We start from the raw sequence: 18,222 nt of genomic DNA, 5'->3' as shown, positions 1-18,222 counted from the left end.
CCTGACGGTTGTCTCGCCTTTCCCTGAGGGGGAGGCGAGACAACCGGGTCGAACGCGAAGCCCGGAGTTATCGCAACACCAATACGAGCCGTACCATGACCCTTCTCTGCGTCAACAACATCGAAGTCATCTACGATCACGTGATCCTGGTGCTCAAGGGCGTGTCGCTCGAAGTGCCGGAGGGCAAGATCGTCGCCCTGCTGGGGGCCAACGGCGCGGGCAAGACCACCACGCTCAAGGCCATCTCCAATCTGCTGCACGCGGAGCGTGGCGATGTCACCAAGGGCTCGGTCGAATACCGCGGCGACCGCGTCGACCAGCTCACGCCGAACGATCTCGTCCGGCGCGGCGTGATCCAGGTGATGGAGGGCCGGCACTGCTTTGCCCACCTCACCATCGAGGAAAACCTGCTGACCGGCGCCTACACGCGCGGCCTGTCGCGCGGCGAGACGCGCGACGAGCTGGAGAAGATCTACAACTACTTCCCGCGCCTGAAGACGCGCCGCAAGTCGCAGGCCGGCTACACCTCGGGCGGCGAGCAGCAGATGTGTGCGATCGGCCGGGCCATGATGGCCAAGCCCGCGATGATCCTGCTCGACGAACCGTCGATGGGCCTGGCGCCGCAGATCGTCGAAGAGATCTTCGAGATCGTGCGCGATCTGAACACGCGCGAGAAGGTCAGCTTCCTGCTGGCCGAGCAGAACACCATGGTGGCGCTGCGCTATGCCGACTATGGCTACATCCTCGAGAACGGCCGCGTGGTGATGGATGGCGACGCCGAGTCGCTGCGCACCAACGAGGACGTCAAGGAGTTCTACCTCGGCGTGGCCGCCAATGATGCCGACGGCGCGCAGCGCAAGTCGTTCCGGGACGTAAAGAGCTACCGGCGAAGAAAGCGCTGGCTGGCGTAACGCACGCCGATGGTTTCCCCTGCCCCCTCAGCGGGAGAGGGAAGAGCAACACGCTGCCTATTCAACGACCTTATTCGTCGTAATTAACCATGCCCGAATACTTCGATTCGCTGGAAACGCGCGCGCCGGAAGTTCGCGAGCAGGCGCTGCTCGCCGCGCTCTCGCGCCAGATCGCCCATGCCAAAGCGCACGCGCCTTACTTCACCGAAACGCTGCGCGATGTAGATCCGTCCGCGCTGACCTCGCGCGACGCACTCGCCGCGTTGCCGGTGACGCGCAAATCGGACTTGAGCGCACGGCAGAAGGCCATGCCACCGCTGGGCGGACTCAATGCCACGCCAGTCGGCGGCCTGCGCCACATCTTCCAGTCACCGGGCCCGATCCACGAACCGGACGGCCACGGCGCCGACTGGTGGCGCATCGCGCGCGCCATGTTCGCAGCGGGATTCCGCTCGGGCGAGCTGGTCTACAACACCTTCTCCTACCACTTCACGCCCGCCGGCATGATGATGGAAACCGGCGCGCACAAGCTGGGCTGTTGCGTGTTCCCCGCGGGTGTCGGCCAAACCGAGTCGCAGGTCCAGGCGCTGGCGAGCCTGCACCCTTCCGCCTACGCGGGCACGCCGTCGTTCCTCAAACTGCTGCTCGAACGCGGCGAGGAAATGGGTGCGCCGTGCCACAGCCTGACCAAGGCGCTGGTCTCGGGCGAGGCGCTGCCGCCTTCGCTGCGCGGCTGGTTCCAGGAGCGCGGGATCCGCGTGCGGCAGATGTATGGCACGGCCGATGTCGGCCTGATCGCCTATGAGACCGAAGGCGGCGATGGCTGGGTGGTGGACGAGGGCGTGCTGGTCGAGATCGTCGAGCCGGGCGGCACGCGGCCGATGCCGGAGGGCGAGACGGGCGAGGTGGTGATCACGGTGCTCGGCAACGGCGACTATCCGCTGATCCGCTTCGGCACCGGCGACCTGTCGGCCGTCGTCACGGATTCCTCGCGCCGTGCCAGTCCGTGCGGGCGCACCAATATCCGCCTCAAGGGCTGGCTTGGCCGTGCGGACCAGACCACCAAGGTCAAGGGCATGTTCGTGCATCCGGGGCAGGTGGCCGATGTACTGCGCCGCCATCCGGAGATCCGCGCCGCGCGGCTCGTCGTGACCGGCACCATGGGCGCCGACGTGATGACGCTGCATTGCGATGCCGCGCACGGCGACGAGGGCTTGCGCCTGGCCGTGGCGGAGTCGCTGCGTGAAGTGATGCGGCTGCGCGGCGAAGTGGCCTTCGTGCCGTCGGGATCGTTGCCGCAGGACGGCAGGGTGATCGAGGACGCGCGTCGTTACGATTAACCAGTGCAATCCAATTGACCGACGGTTTGCTCCCCTCCCGCTCGCGGAAGAGGGGCCGGGGTGAGGGCCGGCGCTCGTAATAGCATCACCCTGTGCGGCCCTACGCGCCCCGGCATGCAGCCAATTGAACGACCGTTAGCTATCGTGCCCGCCCTGTGGCCGGGTCGGCAGGCGCAGCATCCAAATACTCACCGCCGCCGCACATGCAATCAGCGCGGCGGACGCCAGCGGCCGTTCGCGCATCAACCAGGCCGTCGCACCCATCGACGACCACATCATCACCAAGGCCAGGCACTTGGCGCGCAGCGGAATGCTGTGGTGGCGCTGCCAGTCGCTGACCAGGGGGCCGAAGCGCGGATGTTCGAGCAGCCAGCCGTGGAAGCGTTCGGAGCCGCGCGCGAAGCAGCCTGCGGCGAGCAGCACGAACGGCGTGGTCGGCAGCACCGGCAAGAAGATGCCGATGATGCCAAGCAAGAGACTGATCGCCCCCAATGTCACCCACATCGCGCGCAGCAGCCGCTGCCGCCGGCTTAGTCCGGCCGTGACGGCAGGCTTCGAAGTGTCGCGGTGCAGGGACGTCAAAGGAGGCAAGCGGGCTTGGCGTGCTTAGCGCGCAATACCGAGACGCGCCTTGGCCGCGTCGTACTCCGCCTTCATGCGCGCGATGATCTCGCCGGCGGGCGGGATATCGTGGATCTGGCCCACGCCCTGGCCGGCGCCCCAGATGTCCTTCCAGGCCTTGGCCTTGGAGCTGCCGCTGGAAAAATCCATCTTGCTCTTGTCTGCCACGGGCAGGTTCTCCGGGTCGAGGCCGGCCCCTACGATGCTCTCGCGGATGTAGTTGCCGTGCACGCCGGTGAACAGGTTGGTGTAGATGATGTCGGCGGCGGCCGAGCCGGTGATCGACTGCTTGTACGACTCGTTCGCGTGCGCTTCCTGCGAGGCGATGAAGCGCGTGCCCACGTAGGCGAAGTCGGCGCCCAAGGCCTGGGCGGCCAGCACCGCATCGCCGGTGGCGATCGAACCCGACAGTGCGATCGGACCGTCGAAAATCTTGCGGACTTCGCCGACCAGCGCGAACGGCGACAGCATGCCGGCATGTCCGCCGGCGCCGGCGGCTACCAGGATCAGGCCGTCCACGCCGGCTTCCAGCGCCTTTTCGGCATGGCGCAGGCTGATGACGTCGTGCAGCACGATGCCGCCGTAGCTGTGCACGGCATCGATCATCTCCTTCATCGGCGCACGCAGCGAGGTGATGAAGATAGGCACCTTATGGTCCACGCAGACCTTGATGTCGTGTTCGAGCCGTGCGTTCGATGCATGCACGATCTGGTTCACGGCGATCGGGCCGACCGGCTTGCCGGGATTGGCCGCCTGGAAACTGGCCAGCTCTTCCTGCATCTGCGTCAGCCATTCGTCGAGCAGTTCCGCCGGGCGGGCATTCAGCGCCGGGAACGAGCCGACGATGCCGGCCTTGCACTGCGCCAGCACCAGTTCCGGATAACTGACGATGAACATCGGCGAGGCGATGACGGGAAGAGCCAGGTTTTGCAGTACCTGAGGCAGTTGTCGGGCGGCGGGCATGGAGTCTCCTGAACCACGTGAGGGCGCCGGGTGGCACCCTGAAATGAACGGTCGTTCGATTATAGGGAGTTTCGAATTGGGGAGGCTAGAAGCGTCAATCTACGCCAATTGGGGGAATCGTCGGAGCCTGTCACATTGGCCGGGGGGGCAATGACGATCAGGACAGACACCTCAGATGAGCGAGCCCGGATTACTTGGTGGCTTATCCTAACCACGCCATCGGTAGGACGCCTACGGCTGAGCTGCGCGCACTCACTGAAAAACCAAGGGAAGGGAAGAGAAGAAACGGAAGCTCCAGAATCCGCGCCGTCGATGTCGTCCCGCCTGCCGACTACTGAGCCGCGCAGCAGCCGAAGGCGATGATGCGATATCGCGGGCAGTATCGGGCCACGGACAGTTTCGGGGCTCGTTCAATCATTGTGTGAGAGCCTGCATTCGGACGCGCTCCCCGCGGCAGGCAGCCGGGCAGTCTCTGAAGTTCATACCCGTACGAAATTCTTCGCACACTACGATCAATATTCGTCCGCTAGGACAAGTAAACGCGCTTCTTTGCTTACTTTCTTGTCGCTTGGACAAGAAAGTAAGTCGCCGGCTACGCCGGCGAAACAGCGGCGCTTCCCAAGAGCTACGTCCCCGCAATTCAGCGAAGAGCCAAAAAAAACGCCCCGCACAAGCGGGGCACCAATTACCACGAAGACTGATAAAAGAAGCAAGCAGCCAGGGCACCTGCCAATGCCGCAACCGCACACGAAATATAGTCGTCGATTGTGACGTTGCCATGGCAGCGTAGTGAAAACTCTGGGGCACGCATTGCCTAAGGCGAAATGAAGCGCCTATAACCCATATCGCTTGATCTTGTCATACAAGGTCGCTTTTCCCACCTGCAGCAGGTCGGCCGCCTGGCTGACGGCGCCGCCGGTGCGCGCCAGCGCATCGGCAATTACGGCGCGCTCGAAATGCTCCATCCGTTCGCGCAGCGGCGCGGTTTCGTCGGGTGCCGACGCCGCGCCGGCCTGGCCGCCTTCAGGCACGCCCAGTACCAGCCGATCCGCGGCATTGCGCAGCTCGCGCACATTGCCGGGCCACGGGCGCTGCGCCAGGGCCTGGCGCTGCGACTCGGACAGGATCGGCGCAGGCCGCTGGTACCGCACCGCCGAAATCAGCATGAAATGCTCGAACAGCGGCACGATGTCCTCGCGCCGCTCGCGCAGCGGCGGCAGCGCAATGGTGACCACGTTGAGGCGGTAGTACAGGTCCTGCCGGAACACGCCCTGTGCAACCAGCGCATCCATGTCGCCCTTGGCGGCCGCCACGATGCGCACGTCGATCTTCACCGATGCGTTGGACCCGAGCCGTTCCAGCATCCCTTCCTGCAAGACGCGCAGCAGCTTGACCTGCAGCGCCAGCGGCATGCTTTCGATCTCATCAAGGAACAGTGTGCCGCCAGAGGCGTGCTCGAGCTTGCCGATGCGCCGCTTGCCGGCTCCAGTGAACGCGCCGGCTTCGTGGCCGAACATCTCGCTTTCGAAGATCGACTCCGGCACCGCGCCGCAGTTGAGCGCGATGAAAGGCCCGTCGGCGCGGTTGGACAGCGCATGCAGGCTGCGCGCCACCAGCTCCTTGCCGGTGCCGGTCTCGCCATTGATCATCACCGGCACGTCGGTGGCCGCGACGTTGGCCACCAGCCCACGCACCTGGTCGATCGCATGCGAGCGGCCGATGATGCGCGTGCCGGCGGCGGAGCCAGCCAGCTCCCGCCGCAAGGCCTGGTTTTCAAGCTCAAGGCCGCGCCGTTCAATGGCGCGCCGCACCGTGTCGGTCAGGCGGTCGGCACCAAAGGGCTTTTCGATGAAGTCATAGGCGCCTTCGCGCATCGCCTGCACGGCCATGGTGATGTCGCCGTGCCCGGTCACCAGGATCACCGGGATGCCGGGCGCGGCGTTGCGGCAATGGTGCAACAGGTCCAGCCCGCTCGCACCGGGCAGGCGCACGTCGGTGACCAGCACACCGGGGAAGTCGGCGCTCAGGTGGGGCAGGGCAGCCTCGGCCGAGGGCAGCGCCAGCACGGAGAACCCGGCCAGCTCCAGGCTCTGTGCCGTGGCCTGGCGCACCAGTGGTTCATCTTCGACGAACAGGACGCGCAAACCGTCTTGCATCGGGGGCCTCAATGTGTCTGGCTGACCGGCGCGCCGGCTTCCGCCGGGGCGCGCGTCAGCACGATGGTGAATACCGCGCCGCCGCCATCGGCATTGGCGGCGCTCAGCTGTCCGCCGAATTCGCGCACGATCGATGACGTGATGGCCAGGCCCAGGCCCAGCCCCTGGCCGGTTTCCTTGGTCGTGAAGAACGGCTCGAACAGGCGCGGCAGGTCTTCGGGCCGGATGCCGGTGCCATTGTCACGCACCTCGATCGTCACGGCGCCCGCCTCGGCGCGCACGGACACGTCGATGCGGCCTTGCACGGGCGCGGCGCTAGCGATGGCGTCGAGCGCGTTGCCGATCAGGTTGAGCAGCACCTGCTCGAGCTTGAGTTCGTCGGCGCGCACGGCTATGCCGGGCAGCGCGTCCAGGCCGTCCACATGCAAGGCCACGGCGGACAGCCGCGGCGCCAGCAGGGCCAGCACATGTTCGAGCGCGGCCCGCACCAGCACCGAGCGGCGCGGCGGCCGCGCCTTGCCGGCAAACAGCTTCAGCTGGCCGGTGATCTTGCCCATGCGTTCGGTCAGGTCGGCAATCGCCGAGAGGTTGCCTTCGGCCGCGCCGAGCTGCCCGCGCTCCAGCAGCACCCGCGTGTTGTCCGAGAACGTGCGCAGCGCGGCCAGCGGCTGGTTCAGCTCATGCGTGATGCCCGCGGCCATCTGCCCGAGCGCGGCCAGCTTGCTGGCCTGCACGAGTTCATCCTGCGCCGCGCGCAATTCGCCCTCGGCGCGGGTGCGCTCGGCGACTTCTTCCTCGAGCTTCTCGTTGATGGCCATCAGGTCGGCGGTGCGCGCCTCCACGCGCCGCTCCAGCTCGTCATAGGCAGCTTCGAGCAGGCGGCGGCTGTACTGCATGTCGCGCGCGCGCTGGCGGCGCTGGCGCCAGTTGACCAGCAGCAGGCAGATGCAGGCATAGGCCAACGCCGCGGCCACGGTGGCGTTGCGCGCATTGGCCAGCACGGGGTCGAGCGGCGCCATCACCTGCATGGTCCAGTTCGCCGGACCCACCTTGCGGCCGAGTTCGAGGTAGCGGTCGGCACGCTCGGTGCCGTCCGGATTGGTGTCGTTGGCCCGCACGCGCACCAGGCGCGCGCCCGGGTCCAGCGCGGTGGCGGCCAGCCACGCCGTCACCGGCGAGGTCAGCGGCTCCAGCGGCAGCGGCGTCACGTCGCGGTCGTGGTACTGGCGCGTCTTGCCGAGTTCTTCGTGCAGTTCGGGGGGCAGCGGGCCCAGCGTGCGGTACTGCCAGCCCGGCACGGAAGACAGGAAGATCACCCCGTGGGCGTCGCTGACCATGAGCGGCTCGGCGCTGCCGCCGCCGGCGCGCTGGAACCACTCCAGGTTGAGCTTGACCACGGTCACGCCGATCACCTTGCCGCCCGACTCCACGGGCTGGGCGATGTAGTAGCCAGGTTCGTCGCTGGTGATGCCGATGGCGTAGAAGCGTCCCATCTCGCCGCGTGCGGCAATCTGGAAATAGGGGCGGAAGCGATAGTCGGTGCCGACGAAGCTGCCGGGCTCGCCGGCGTTGCTGGCGGCCAGCGCGATGCCGTTGGTGGCGATCACGTAGGTGGCCGAGGCGTGCGAGCGCCGGTTGGCTTCGGCCAGGTAGTGGTTGGCGGCGGCCACGCGGGCCGGGTCGCCGGGGGCCTGCAGCAGGCCGCGCACGAACGGGTGCAGCGATACCAGCGCGGGCAGGAATTCGTAGCGGTCGAGCGTGCTTTCGAGCGTGGCGGCGTAGCGGTCGGCGCGCGTGGCCGTGGACTCCTGCAAGGCCGCCAGGCCGCGCTGCACCGATACCAGCCAGGTCAGTGCGCACAGCAGCACCAGGCCGGCGCCCAGCGCCACGGCAAAGCCCCACCAGCGGCGGTTCTCGCTGCCGGGCTCGTGCGCCGCCTGGATGGCGGCGGGGTCATGTACGGCGAGGAAGTCGTCGGAATGGGGCATCGGCGCGCGCGGAGGCTGTCGCGCCGATGATACCCGCTGCGGCGCGGCCGGCCCACCGGGCCGGCCAGCACCGCGCGCGGCCTCAGACGTTCTGGCCGGCGTCGGCGAGTTCTGCCTCATCGTCGGTGCTCTGCTTCAGCGCACGGCGCAGCTTGGCGCGGTCAAGCTCGCGCTCCCAGGCCGAGACCACCACGGTGGCCACGCCATTGCCGATGATGTTGGTCAGCGCGCGGCACTCGCTCATGAAGCGGTCGATGCCGAGGATCAGCACCATGCCGGCCACCGGAATGGTGGGTACCACCGCCAGCGTCGCCGCCAGCGTGATGAAGCCCGCGCCGGTCACGCCGCTGGCACCCTTGGACGTGAGCATTGCGACGCCCAGGATGGTGAGCTGCTGCATCAGCGTCAGTTCGATGCCGGTGGCCTGCGCGATGAAGATCACCGCCATGGTCATGTAGATGTTGGTGCCGTCCAGGTTGAACGAGTAGCCGGTCGGAACCACCAGGCCCACCACGGACTTGGAGCAGCCCAGCTTCTCCAGCTTTTCCATCAGGTGCGGCAGCGCGGCTTCAGACGAACTGGTACCGAGCACGATCAGCAGCTCTTCCTTGATGAACGAGATGAAGCGCAGGATGTTGAAGCCGGTCAGGCGCGCGATCGTGCCAAGCACGAACACCACGAAAACGATGGCCGTGAAGTAGAACGTGCCGATCAGCTTGAGCAGGGGCACAAGCGAGCCCAGGCCGTACTTGCCGATGGTAAAGGCCATCGCGCCGAACGCGCCGATCGGGGCCACCTTGGTGATGACGTGCACGATGTGGAAGAACACCTTCGACACCTGGTCGATCAGCTGCACGACGATACGCGCGCGCTCGCCAATGGCCGCCAGGGCCGCGCCGAAGAACAGCGAGACCAGCAGGATCTGCAGGATGTCGCCGTTGGCGAACGCGCTGAAGACCGTTTCCGGGATGATGTGCATCAGGAACTCGACCGTGCTCTGGCCGTGCGCCTTGGACACATACTGGGCGATCGACGCGGTGTCGAGCGTCGACGGGTCGATGTTGAAGCCCACGCCCGGCTTGAGCAGGTGCGCGGCGCCCAGGCCGATCAGCAGCGCGAAGGTCGAGACGATCTCGAAGTACAGCAGCGCCTTGCCGCCGACGCGGCCGACCTTCTTCATGTCGCTCATGCCGGCAATGCCGGTCACCACGGTACAGAAGATGATCGGGCCGATGATCATCTTGATCAGCTTGATGAAGCCATCGCCCAGCGGCTTCATGGCCACGCCTGTGTCGGGCCAGAAATGGCCCAGCAGGATGCCGACGAAGATGGCGAACAGCACCTGCACGTACAGGATCTTGTAGAAGGGTTTCCTCATGATGTCGTCCTCGGTTTTTTGACCATACCCACCGGCGTGGCGGGCGCACGCCGTCACGGAATGCAGCGCGTCTCGGATTCAGGAATTGCAATCGATATGCCAGCGTGCGGAAAGACGCTAAGTCATTGATTTGAAACGAGGCGTGGCATCGCGCGCAGGGTCCGGCACTCCGGAATTCCGGAATTCCGGAATCGCCGGCTCCGGGGATCCGGAACGGTGGCGATGCGTGGGGTGCCCGATATGGCACATCCGCGGCCCGGTTTGCGCGCGGGGCGTGCCGGCGATGCCGATGGAGCGCCGGATTGCCTTAGTCCGGCCGCCGACACACCGTATAATTCCGAGCTTCCATCAATGCCGGACGCGTCGGACCCGAGCCGGTGCCACCGCGTTTTTCGCCTTTCCCCCAGCACGCATGAGCAGCTACTACCAGCACCACGTTTTTTTCTGCCTCAACCAGCGCGAGGACGGCGAGAACTGCTGCGCCCAGCACAACGCCAAGGCCATGCAGGAATACGCCAAGAAGCGCTGCAAGGAGCTGGGCATCGCCGGCGGGGAAGGCCGCGTGCGCATCAACAAGGCCGGCTGCCTGAACCGGTGTGAACTTGGACCGGTGCTGGTGGTCTACCCCGAGGCCGTCTGGTACACCTACGTCGACGAGCACGATATCGACGAGATCATCGACAGCCATCTGCTGCACGGCAAGCCGGTAACTCGGCTGATGGTGGACCACTGACGGCGACGCCTGCCGGCGCGGCAGCGCCGGTGTCGAGGATGTCCCCAGGTTTTCCGGTTGTTCCCGTAGCAGTGCCGCTCCAGCGCGAGCGTAGCGGCAGCGTTTCCATTGCCCCCAGTTGCTTTGCATCGTCCATTGCCATCATGAACGCGCATACCCAGGTACTGACCATCGCCGGCCCGGCCGGCGCGATCGACCTCTCGGTCGACCTGCCGCAAGCGGCGCCGCGCGGCCTGGCGCTGGTGGCGCACCCGCATCCACTGTTCGGCGGCACCAAGGACAACAAGGTGGCGCAGACCCTGGCGCGCTGCTTCGTGCAGCTCGGCTACGCCACGGTGCGCCCGAACTTCCGCGGCGTCGGCAACAGCGCCGGCGTGCATGACAACGGCGTGGGCGAGCAGGACGACCTGCTGGCCGTGGTCGCGTGGATGCGCGAACAGACCGCGTGGTCGCCCGATGCCGCCACGCTGCCGCTTGCCATGGGCGGCTTCTCGTTCGGCAGCTTCGTGACCACGCACGTCGCGAAGCGCCTGGCCGATGCCGGCACGCCCGCGCAGCGCCTGGCGCTGGTCGGTACCGCCGCGAGCCGCTGGGAGGTGGCCGAAGTGCCGGCCGATACCATCGTCATCCATGGCGAGCAGGACGACACCGTGCCGCTGCAAAGCGTGTTCGACTGGGCCCGCCCGCAGGAGCTGCCGGTCATTGTCATCCCCGGCGCCGATCATTTCTTTCACCGCAAGCTGCACCTGATCAAGCAGCTCGTCGTCAATGCGTGGGACCGGTGAGGCCAGTCGGCACGCCGTCCCGGGTGCCATGCCGGCGCCCGCAACCGTTCTTCGCGAAACTTATCTTGTCGGAAACTGAAACATGCTGAACAGAGCCACGCCGCGCCTTGCGTCCGTCTTTGCCCCCGCCGCGCTCGTCGCGGCCGTCACGCTGGCCGCCGCGCCCGCCGCCGTGCTGGCACAGGGTGTGCCGATGCCGCAGGTGGCGGCCAAGTCCTGGATGCTGTACGACGTGACCAGCGGCCAGGCCCTGGCGTCGCAGAATGCCGATCTGCGCATCGAGCCCGCTTCGCTCACCAAGCTGATGACCGCCTACCTGGTGTTCGAGGCGCTCAAGGAAAAGCGCCTGACGCTGGACCAGACCATTACGCCGACCGAGATCGTGCGCAAGGTCAAAAGCGATGAATCGCGCATGTTCATCGAAGCCGGCAAGCCGGTCAGCGTGAACGACCTGCTGATGGGCCTGATCGTGCAGTCCGGCAACGACGCCTCGCTGGCGCTGGCCGAAGCCGTGGGCGGCTCGGAGGAAGGCTTCGTCGCGATGATGAACCGCGAAGCCCAGCGCATGGGCATGAAGGGCACGCACTTCACCAACACCGATGGCGTGCCCGATCCGAACCACTACACCACGGCCGTGGATCTGGCCACGCTGTCCACGCGCCTGATCAAGGACTTCCCCGAGTACTACGGAATGTACTCGCAGAAGGAGTTCACCTATAACAAGATCAGGCAGCCCAACCGCAACCGCCTGCTGTACATCGACCCGACCGTGGACGGCCTGAAGACCGGCCATACCAAGTCCGCCGGCTACTGCCTGATCTCGTCGGCCCAGCGCCCGCTGGCCAACGTGCCGAATGGCTCGCGCCGCCTGGTGTCGATCGTGATCGGCACGGCCACCGAGCAGATCCGCACGCAGGAAAGCCTGAAGATCCTGAACTACGGCTTCCAGTTCTTCGACACGCTGCGCCTGTACGACAAGGGCCAGGTGCTGGCCACGCCCGACATCTACAAGGGCAAGGCCGGCACGGTCAAGATCGGCGTGCAGAACGAGACCTTCGTCACCGTGCCCAAGGGCACGGGCGGTCGCCTGAAGCCGGTGCTCGAGCGCCAGGAACTGATGATCGCCCCGATCGCCGCGGGCCAGCAGGTGGGCACGGTGAAGCTGATGGACGGCACCACTAAGGTGGCGGAGTTCCCCGTGGTGGCGCTGGAAGAAGTGCCCGAGGCAGGCTTCTTCGGCCGCTTGTGGGACACCATCCGCCTGTGGTTCAAGCGCAAGTAATGTGATGGAGCGGCCAGGCACGCCATGCGCGCGCCGGGTTGCTGGAGAAACTGAAATGGCAACCGACAACCATGGCGGCGGCAAGCCTGGCGATATCCCGCCCGAGCAGTCGCTGATCGAGTACCCCAGTGATTTTCCCATCAAGGTGATGGGTGCGATGCAGGACGGCTTTGCCGAAGCCATCGTGACGCTGGTGCAGGAGTTCGACCCGGGCTTTCACGCCGGGAAGATGGAAATGCGTCCGTCGAGCAAGGGCAACTATCTGGGCCTGACGGTCACGGTGTGGGTCACCAGCCGCGAACAGCTTGACGATCTATATCGCGCGCTGACGGCGCATCCGATGGTGAAGGTGGTGCTGTAAGGCATCGACTCACAGAACACCGTTTGTTTTCCCCCTCTCCCGCTCGCGGGAGAGGGGCCGGGGGAGAGGGCAGGCGCTGGCGATATCGACGCCCGTCACTTCGTTGACGCTCCCGCCCTCTCCCCCACCCCTCTCCCGCAGGCGGGAGAGGGGTGCCCTCGGCTTGCATATCCGCGGTTTTGACGCCCCGGACTCTGCTGTATTTCCATACCAACATGAACACCATCACCCTCAAGCCGGGCAAGGAAAAGTCCCTGCTGCGCCGCCATCCGTGGATCTACGCCACCGGCATCGCCACCACGGAAGGCCGCTGCGAACCGGGCGCGACCGTCATCGTGCGCGCCGCCGATGGCCGTTTCCTGGCCAAGGCCGCCTACAGCCCCGAATCGCAGATCCGCGCGCGCGCGTGGACCTTCGACGAGAACGAGCCGGTCGACCACGCGCTGTTCAAGCGCCGCGTGGCCGCGGCGATCGCCTATCGCCGCCAGTGGGTGAAGGACAGCGATGCGGTGCGCCTGATCTTCGGCGAATCCGACCGCCTGCCGGGCCTGATCGTCGATTACTACGGCAACGGCGCGAATGGCCAACTGGTGTGCCAGTTCAATTCCGCCGGCGTGGAACACTGGAAGACCGCCATCGTGCAGGCGCTGGTCAAGGAGACCGGATGCCCCAACGTGTACGAGCGCTCCGACGCCGCCGTGCGCCAGCGCGAGGGGCTGGAACTGGTGACCGGCGTGCTGGCCGGCGCCGAGCCCGATCCGGCGCTGTCGGTGACCGAGCATGGCGTGCGCTACTACGTTGACGTGCGCAACGGCCACAAGACCGGCTTCTATGTCGACCAGCGCGACAACCGCAAGCTGGTCGGCGACCTCGCCGCCGGGCGCGAGGTGCTGAACTGCTTCTGCTACACCGGTGGTTTTTCGCTGGCGGCGCTGCGCGGCGGCGCCACATCGGTGACTTCGATTGATTCCTCGGGCGAGGCGCTGAAGATTGCCGCGGGCAATGTTGCGCTCAATGGCTTCGACGAGAATCGTGCGACGTGGCTCGATGCCGACGTGTTCAAGACGCTGCGCGAATTCCGCGCGGAAGGCCGCCAGTTCGACCTGATCGTCCTCGACCCGCCGAAGTTCGCGCCGTCGGCGCAGCATATCGATCGTGCCGCGCGCGCATACAAGGAAATCAACCTCGTCGGCACGCAGCTGCTGCGTCCGGGCGGGCTGCTGTTCACGTACTCGTGCTCGGGTGCGATCAGCATGGAGCTGTTCCAGAAGATCGTGGCCGGCGCGGTGACCGATGCGCGTGCCGATGCGCGCATCCTGCGCCGGTTGTCGGCGGGCACGGATCATCCGATGCTGTCGGCCTTCCCGGAAGGGGAGTATCTGAAGGGTTTGTTGCTGGAGAAGGTTGAGTAAGGGGAATTGACTGCGGCGTTCCATCGACCGCGGTGTTTCTCCCCTGTCCCACTGCGTGGAAGGAGGGAGCAAACCGGCGGGTTTGCTGAGGCGAGTCAGCGTCCGCGGCTCACCGCCACATATTCCGCATCCTGCTGGCCAGATCCACCGGCGCCAGCGTTGCCTTCGACGTCGTTTCTCCCGGCATCGGCGGAGGCGGCCAGGACCGGCTGTAGAAGTTCGGCATCACCCGGTTCGGCAGGAAACGCGTGCGTGACGCATAGACATGGCGATCGCCGAACCCCGGCTGCTGGTGCACATAAAAACGCTGCGGCACCACGACATCCAGATGGTCCTTGGCGCGCGTCATCGCCACGTACAGCAGCCGCCTTTCCTCTTCGATCTCTTCTGTCGTGCCCGTCGCGAGGTCCGACGGCATGCAGCCGTCCACGGCATTGAGCACGTACACCGCCTTCCACTCCTGGCCCTTGGCCGAGTGGATCGTCGACAGGATCAGGAAATCCTCGTCGCGAAGCGGCACGCCCGATTCATCGCTCGATGCACTGGGCGGGTCCAGCGTCAGTTCCGTCAGGAAGCGCTCGCGCGAGGCATAGCTCGCGGCAATGCGCTCCAGCTGCTGCAAGTCCGCCATGCGCGCGGCGGCATCGTCGTGGATGCGATCCAGGTGCGGCTGGTACCAGGCGATGACCTGCTCGAACTCCGACGGCCACGGCGAGGCCGGTCCGAGCAGCGTGCGCGCCAGCGCCAGCAGGTCGCTCCAGGCTGGCGCGGCGGCGGGCGGCGCCTCGAACGATTCCAGTGCGAACAGCGGCTCGGTGGCCACCGCCAGTGCGTCGAGCACGCGCGCGGCAGTCTTGGGCCCGATGCCGGGCAGCAACTGCAGCGTGCGGAAACCCGCGATGCGGTCGAGCGGATTCTGCAGCCAGCGCACCACGGCCATCGCGTCCTTCACGTGCGTGGATTCGAGGAACTTGAGGCCGCCGAATTTCACGAACGGGATATTGCGCCGGGCCAGTTCGATCTCCAGTTGCGCGCTGTGGTCGGCCGCGCGGAACAGCACCGCCTGCGCCATCAGCGCCAGGCCTGCCTCGCGCCGCTCCAGCACGCGCTCGACCACGAAGCGGGCCTGGTCGGCTTCATCGTTGACCACGACCACGCCCGGCTTCTCGGCCGAGGTGCGCTCGGACCATAGATCCTTGGTGTAACGCTCGGACGCAAGCCCGATCACCGCGTTGGCGGCTTGCAGGATCGGCTGCGTCGAACGGTAGTTCTGCGACAGCGTGACCTGCCGCGCGGGCGGCGCGAACTGCGCGGGGAAATCGAGGATATTGCGCACGGTGGCGCCACGGAACGCGTAGATCGACTGCGCGTCGTCGCCGACCACCGTGAGGCCGTGGCCATCGGGCCGCAGCGCCAGCAGGATCGACGCCTGCAGCGCGTTGGTGTCCTGGTATTCGTCGACCAGCACATGGTCGAAGCGCGCACCCATGTCCTGTGCGATGGCGGGCTCGGTCAGTGCCTGCGCCCAGTACAGCAGCAGGTCGTCATAGTCGAGCACCTGCTGCTTCTGCTTGGCTTCGACATAGCCCGCGAACAGCGCGCGCAGCGCATCGATCCACATGGTGTAGCGCGGGAACCAGCGCTTGAGCACGTCTTCAAGCGGCGCCTGCGTGTTGACCACGCGCGAATAGATCGACAGGCAGGTTTCCTTTTTCGGGAAGCGGCTGGCCTGCTCGGACAGGCCCAGGTCATGCCGCACCACGTGCATCAGGTCGGCGGAGTCGCCCCGGTCGCAGATGGTGAAGGCCGGCGATAAGCCCAGCGTTTCCGCGTATTCGCGCAGCAGCCGTGCGCCGATCGCGTGGAAGGTGCCCGACCACTGCAGCGCGGCCCGGCCGGCGCCGGTACTGATGCCGAGCGCCTGGTCGACGATGCGCTCCACGCGCCGGCCCATTTCCGCCGCCGCGCGGCGTGAAAACGTCAGGAGCAGGATGCGGCGCGGATCGGCGCCCTTGAGCACCAGGTGCGCGACACGATGGGCGAGCGTATTGGTCTTGCCCGAGCCCGCACCCGCGATGATCAGCAGCGGACCTTCGCTGGTGTGCTCGACCGCCGTCCGCTGTTCCGGATTGAGCCGCGCCAGGTAGGCGGGGACGTCAGCGTCCGGTGTGGCATGTTCGGCAAGGGCGGAAGGCAATTCCGCGAGAGGGGCAAGATCCAGTGACACGGGCGGTTCGGGTGTGGCCGCCGTCAGGGCGGGCAGGAAGACTGTCGCAAACTGTATATCCATACAGGCCCCGGGCGCAAGCCAGTCGCAGCGGGCGCGGCACCAGCCCAACAAAAAAGGTGCCCGATGAGCACCTTTTATCCCCGTTTTGCAGCCGTTGCCGGAAAATTCGTCAGGCCGCCTTGGCTAGCGCGCCGTCGAGCAGCTTGTGCAGCGCGTCCCATTCAGGCTCGCCGACATAGCGCTTGAGGATGCGGCCGTCCTTGTCCACGACGAAGGTGGTGGGCGTGAGCTGCACATTGCCGAAGGCCTTGGACGCGGCGCCGTCCGAGTCCATCGCGACCTTGAACGGCAGGCCGCGCGTCTTGGCGTAGTTCATCACGTACATCGGGGGATCGTAGTTCATGGCCACGGCTACGAATTCCAGCCCCTTGCCCTTGTACTGCTCATAGGTGCGGACCATGTCCGGCATTTCCTTGACGCAGGTGGCGCAACTCGTGGCCCAGAAATTGATCAGGTAGACCTTGCCCTTGAGGTCGCCCGTGCTGACTTTCTCGCCCGAGAGCAGCGTGAAGGTGGCGGCGGGCACCTGGCTCGATGGCGACAGCGCGCGGTAGCCGAACCAGCCCAGCGCGGCGAGGACTACGACGACTACGGCGATGGGCCAAAGCTTGCGGGGTCGGGAAGTGGCGGAGGCGGCGTTTGTCATGGCAATGCGGTCCGGCAGGGGCCGGCCCCGTTCAACTGGCAACAGGCCATTCTAAACCCGGGCGCGGCGCGCTGCTGCATTCCGCCGCGTGCGTCAATCCGCCGCAGTGGCGGTGGTCAGCGTGCGGTGGCGACAGCAGCACGCGCCTGGCCCAGGGCCTGTTCCAGGTAGGCGCCGTAGAAATCGGGCTGGAGGCCGCGCAGCGGGGTTGCGGCCTGCCGTCCTTCGCGATCGAGGAACAGTACGGTCGGCGCCACGCGCACCTGATGTGCCTTGGCCCACGCGCGTGCCGTGGTCATCGAGCCATCGGTGTCGCGCAACGGGGTGTCGGCGGTCATGTCGACTTCGCGAACGGCGATTTCGCCGGCTGCTGCCTGCGGGCCGAGATAGCTCTTGCGCACGGTGTCGCAGTAGCCGCAATCGGGCAGCGAGACCAGCACCACGAGCGGCTCGCCGCGGCGCGCCGCTTCGGCGGCATGGGCGGCCAGGTCAGTCGCGCGCGGCAGATGTGGCGTGCCGGCGCTGGCGGAGCCGGCCAGGGCGGCAAGTCCGAGCAGCGCTGCGGCCGCAAGACGAACGGAGGGTCGACGGATCGGGATCAGCGGGGGCATGGTGTAAAGCGCAGCAAGCACGGGCCGGCGGCTTCCAGGATAATACCGGTTTCCGCCCGGCGGCGAGGCGCCAGCCCGCCGCCGTCCCGGCCCCGACAATCTGCGCCGCAACGTAGCGGCCACGCCCCCGATGCCCCCTCCTCAGGTCTGTCAGTGGTTCTCCCGGCTTCGCCTGGTGTTGCCGGCCATGCTTGCCGTGGCCTGGCTCGGCGCGTGTTCGCCGCGCTATGACTGGCGCACGATCCAGTCGGGCGAGGGCGGCTATGCCGCGCTCTATCCGGGCAAGCCGACCAGCGCCGCGCGCGACGTGGCCATTGCCGGGCACAAGCTGCCGATGACCATGGAGGCGGCGCGCGTCGACGAGATGCTGTTCGCTGTCGGCGTCGTCACGCTGCCGGCCGACGATGCCGCCCTGCGCCGCGAGGCGCTGGCTGCCATGCAATCCGGCCTGCTGGCCAACCTTGGCGTACATGCCGGCGAGCCCGTGCGCGCGCGCGCGGTGACGATCCAGTCCGCCGACCAGCCGGCGCGGCCGCTCGACGGCATCGAAGTCGAGGCAAGCGGCGTGTCTCCGCAGGACAAGTTGCCGCGCCGCCTGACCGCGCGGCTCGTGGCCGTGGGCCCACGCGCTTACCAGGCGGTGGTGCTGGAGTCGGGCGAGGGCGCGCGCGACCAGCGCCATGCCGAGCAGGTGGAACAGTTCCTGGGCGGGTTCCATCCGTATTGATCCGCCCCCACGTTTTGT

16 protein-coding genes are annotated in these 18,222 nt (G+C 66.7%); 8 read left to right on the top strand and 8 right to left on the bottom strand.

Annotated elements, in window-relative coordinates; translation table 11 throughout:
* The first annotated feature begins 95 nt into the window (after positions 1 to 95).
* Complete coding sequence (locus tag AC3FKG_RS09485) at positions 96 to 911, top strand: ABC transporter ATP-binding protein (RefSeq protein WP_483710266.1); 816 nt, start codon at positions 96 to 98, stop codon at positions 909 to 911.
* 89 nt (positions 912 to 1,000) lie between these two features.
* Positions 1,001 to 2,251, top strand: coding sequence for a phenylacetate--CoA ligase family protein (locus tag AC3FKG_RS09480; protein WP_488742919.1), 1,251 nt, complete (start codon positions 1,001 to 1,003; stop codon positions 2,249 to 2,251).
* 135 nt (positions 2,252 to 2,386) lie between these two features.
* Here AC3FKG_RS09480 and AC3FKG_RS09475 read toward each other — a convergent pair whose 3' ends face one another.
* The 5 genes from AC3FKG_RS09475 to AC3FKG_RS09455 form a co-directional block, all read right to left on the bottom strand.
* Positions 2,387 to 2,755 carry a YbaN family protein gene (locus AC3FKG_RS09475; protein ID WP_483711441.1) on the bottom strand — a complete coding sequence of 123 codons (369 nt, stop codon included), beginning with the start codon at positions 2,753 to 2,755 and terminating at the stop codon, positions 2,387 to 2,389.
* Between the two features lie 102 nt (positions 2,756 to 2,857).
* Positions 2,858 to 3,835, bottom strand: coding sequence for an NAD(P)H-dependent flavin oxidoreductase (locus AC3FKG_RS09470; RefSeq protein ID WP_488742918.1), 978 nt, complete (start codon positions 3,833 to 3,835; stop codon positions 2,858 to 2,860).
* An 833-nt stretch (positions 3,836 to 4,668) separates the two neighbouring features.
* Positions 4,669 to 5,991: a sigma-54-dependent transcriptional regulator gene (locus AC3FKG_RS09465; RefSeq protein ID WP_488742917.1), complete on the bottom strand. Its 1,323-nt coding sequence runs from the start codon at positions 5,989 to 5,991 to the stop codon at positions 4,669 to 4,671.
* Positions 5,992 to 5,999: 8 nt separating this feature from the next.
* A complete protein-coding gene (locus tag AC3FKG_RS09460; RefSeq protein ID WP_488742916.1) occupies positions 6,000 to 7,979 on the bottom strand; it encodes a sensor histidine kinase in 1,980 nt (659 codons plus the stop codon).
* A gap of 82 nt (positions 7,980 to 8,061) precedes the next feature.
* Positions 8,062 to 9,357 (bottom strand): dicarboxylate/amino acid:cation symporter, encoded by a 1,296-nt coding sequence (locus tag AC3FKG_RS09455; protein ID WP_483710271.1) that lies wholly within the window; start codon positions 9,355 to 9,357, stop codon positions 8,062 to 8,064.
* Between the two features lie 412 nt (positions 9,358 to 9,769).
* Here AC3FKG_RS09455 and AC3FKG_RS09450 point away from each other — a divergent pair, with 412 nt between their 5' ends.
* From AC3FKG_RS09450 to AC3FKG_RS09430, 5 genes are all read left to right on the top strand, one after another.
* A complete protein-coding gene (locus AC3FKG_RS09450; RefSeq protein WP_488742915.1) occupies positions 9,770 to 10,090 on the top strand; it encodes a (2Fe-2S) ferredoxin domain-containing protein in 321 nt (106 codons plus the stop codon).
* Positions 10,091 to 10,233: 143 nt separating this feature from the next.
* Complete coding sequence (locus AC3FKG_RS09445) at positions 10,234 to 10,875, top strand: alpha/beta hydrolase (protein ID WP_483710273.1); 642 nt, start codon at positions 10,234 to 10,236, stop codon at positions 10,873 to 10,875.
* Positions 10,876 to 10,957: 82 nt separating this feature from the next.
* Entirely contained in the window at positions 10,958 to 12,157 is a 1,200-nt protein-coding gene (locus AC3FKG_RS09440) for a D-alanyl-D-alanine carboxypeptidase family protein (protein WP_483710274.1), read from the top strand.
* A gap of 55 nt (positions 12,158 to 12,212) precedes the next feature.
* Entirely contained in the window at positions 12,213 to 12,518 is a 306-nt protein-coding gene (locus AC3FKG_RS09435; protein WP_483710275.1) for a YbeD family protein, read from the top strand.
* Positions 12,519 to 12,733: 215 nt separating this feature from the next.
* Positions 12,734 to 13,930 (top strand): class I SAM-dependent rRNA methyltransferase, encoded by a 1,197-nt coding sequence (locus tag AC3FKG_RS09430; protein WP_488742914.1) that lies wholly within the window; start codon positions 12,734 to 12,736, stop codon positions 13,928 to 13,930.
* A 109-nt stretch (positions 13,931 to 14,039) separates the two neighbouring features.
* Here the strand turns inward: AC3FKG_RS09430 and AC3FKG_RS09425 are convergent, their stop codons facing one another.
* The 3 genes from AC3FKG_RS09425 to AC3FKG_RS09415 form a co-directional block, all read right to left on the bottom strand.
* Positions 14,040 to 16,220 carry an ATP-dependent helicase gene (locus tag AC3FKG_RS09425; RefSeq protein WP_488742913.1) on the bottom strand — a complete coding sequence of 727 codons (2,181 nt, stop codon included), beginning with the start codon at positions 16,218 to 16,220 and terminating at the stop codon, positions 14,040 to 14,042.
* Between the two features lie 109 nt (positions 16,221 to 16,329).
* The gene (locus AC3FKG_RS09420) at positions 16,330 to 16,866 is read right to left on the bottom strand and encodes a TlpA disulfide reductase family protein (RefSeq protein WP_488742912.1); all 537 of its coding nucleotides are present in this window, start codon (positions 16,864 to 16,866) and stop codon (positions 16,330 to 16,332) included.
* Positions 16,867 to 16,982: 116 nt separating this feature from the next.
* The gene (locus tag AC3FKG_RS09415; protein ID WP_483711442.1) at positions 16,983 to 17,477 is read right to left on the bottom strand and encodes a thioredoxin fold domain-containing protein; all 495 of its coding nucleotides are present in this window, start codon (positions 17,475 to 17,477) and stop codon (positions 16,983 to 16,985) included.
* Positions 17,478 to 17,607: 130 nt separating this feature from the next.
* On the opposite strand from AC3FKG_RS09415, the gene AC3FKG_RS09410 reads away from it, so the two are divergent.
* Positions 17,608 to 18,204: a hypothetical protein gene (locus AC3FKG_RS09410; RefSeq protein WP_488742911.1), complete on the top strand. Its 597-nt coding sequence runs from the start codon at positions 17,608 to 17,610 to the stop codon at positions 18,202 to 18,204.
* Positions 18,205 to 18,222 lie beyond the last annotated feature (18 nt).

The sequence above is a fragment of the Cupriavidus sp. 22TCCZM04-2 genome (assembly GCF_057798895.1).
This window is presented reverse-complemented; position numbering and strand designations above follow the sequence as displayed.

Coding starts and splice junctions, on each gene's coding strand:
- AC3FKG_RS09485 (WP_483710266.1), top strand. CDS start 96: ATGACCCTTCTCTGCGTCAACAACATCGAAGTCATCTACGATCACGTG.
- AC3FKG_RS09480 (WP_488742919.1), top strand. CDS start 1,001: ATGCCCGAATACTTCGATTCGCTGGAAACGCGCGCGCCGGAAGTTCGC.
- AC3FKG_RS09475 (WP_483711441.1), bottom strand. CDS start 2,755: ATGTGGGTGACATTGGGGGCGATCAGTCTCTTGCTTGGCATCATCGGC.
- AC3FKG_RS09470 (WP_488742918.1), bottom strand. CDS start 3,835: ATGCCCGCCGCCCGACAACTGCCTCAGGTACTGCAAAACCTGGCTCTT.
- AC3FKG_RS09465 (WP_488742917.1), bottom strand. CDS start 5,991: ATGCAAGACGGTTTGCGCGTCCTGTTCGTCGAAGATGAACCACTGGTG.
- AC3FKG_RS09460 (WP_488742916.1), bottom strand. CDS start 7,979: ATGCCCCATTCCGACGACTTCCTCGCCGTACATGACCCCGCCGCCATC.
- AC3FKG_RS09455 (WP_483710271.1), bottom strand. CDS start 9,357: ATGAGGAAACCCTTCTACAAGATCCTGTACGTGCAGGTGCTGTTCGCC.
- AC3FKG_RS09450 (WP_488742915.1), top strand. CDS start 9,770: ATGAGCAGCTACTACCAGCACCACGTTTTTTTCTGCCTCAACCAGCGC.
- AC3FKG_RS09445 (WP_483710273.1), top strand. CDS start 10,234: ATGAACGCGCATACCCAGGTACTGACCATCGCCGGCCCGGCCGGCGCG.
- AC3FKG_RS09440 (WP_483710274.1), top strand. CDS start 10,958: ATGCTGAACAGAGCCACGCCGCGCCTTGCGTCCGTCTTTGCCCCCGCC.
- AC3FKG_RS09435 (WP_483710275.1), top strand. CDS start 12,213: ATGGCAACCGACAACCATGGCGGCGGCAAGCCTGGCGATATCCCGCCC.
- AC3FKG_RS09430 (WP_488742914.1), top strand. CDS start 12,734: ATGAACACCATCACCCTCAAGCCGGGCAAGGAAAAGTCCCTGCTGCGC.
- AC3FKG_RS09425 (WP_488742913.1), bottom strand. CDS start 16,220: ATGGATATACAGTTTGCGACAGTCTTCCTGCCCGCCCTGACGGCGGCC.
- AC3FKG_RS09420 (WP_488742912.1), bottom strand. CDS start 16,866: ATGACAAACGCCGCCTCCGCCACTTCCCGACCCCGCAAGCTTTGGCCC.
- AC3FKG_RS09415 (WP_483711442.1), bottom strand. CDS start 17,477: ATGCCCCCGCTGATCCCGATCCGTCGACCCTCCGTTCGTCTTGCGGCC.
- AC3FKG_RS09410 (WP_488742911.1), top strand. CDS start 17,608: ATGCCCCCTCCTCAGGTCTGTCAGTGGTTCTCCCGGCTTCGCCTGGTG.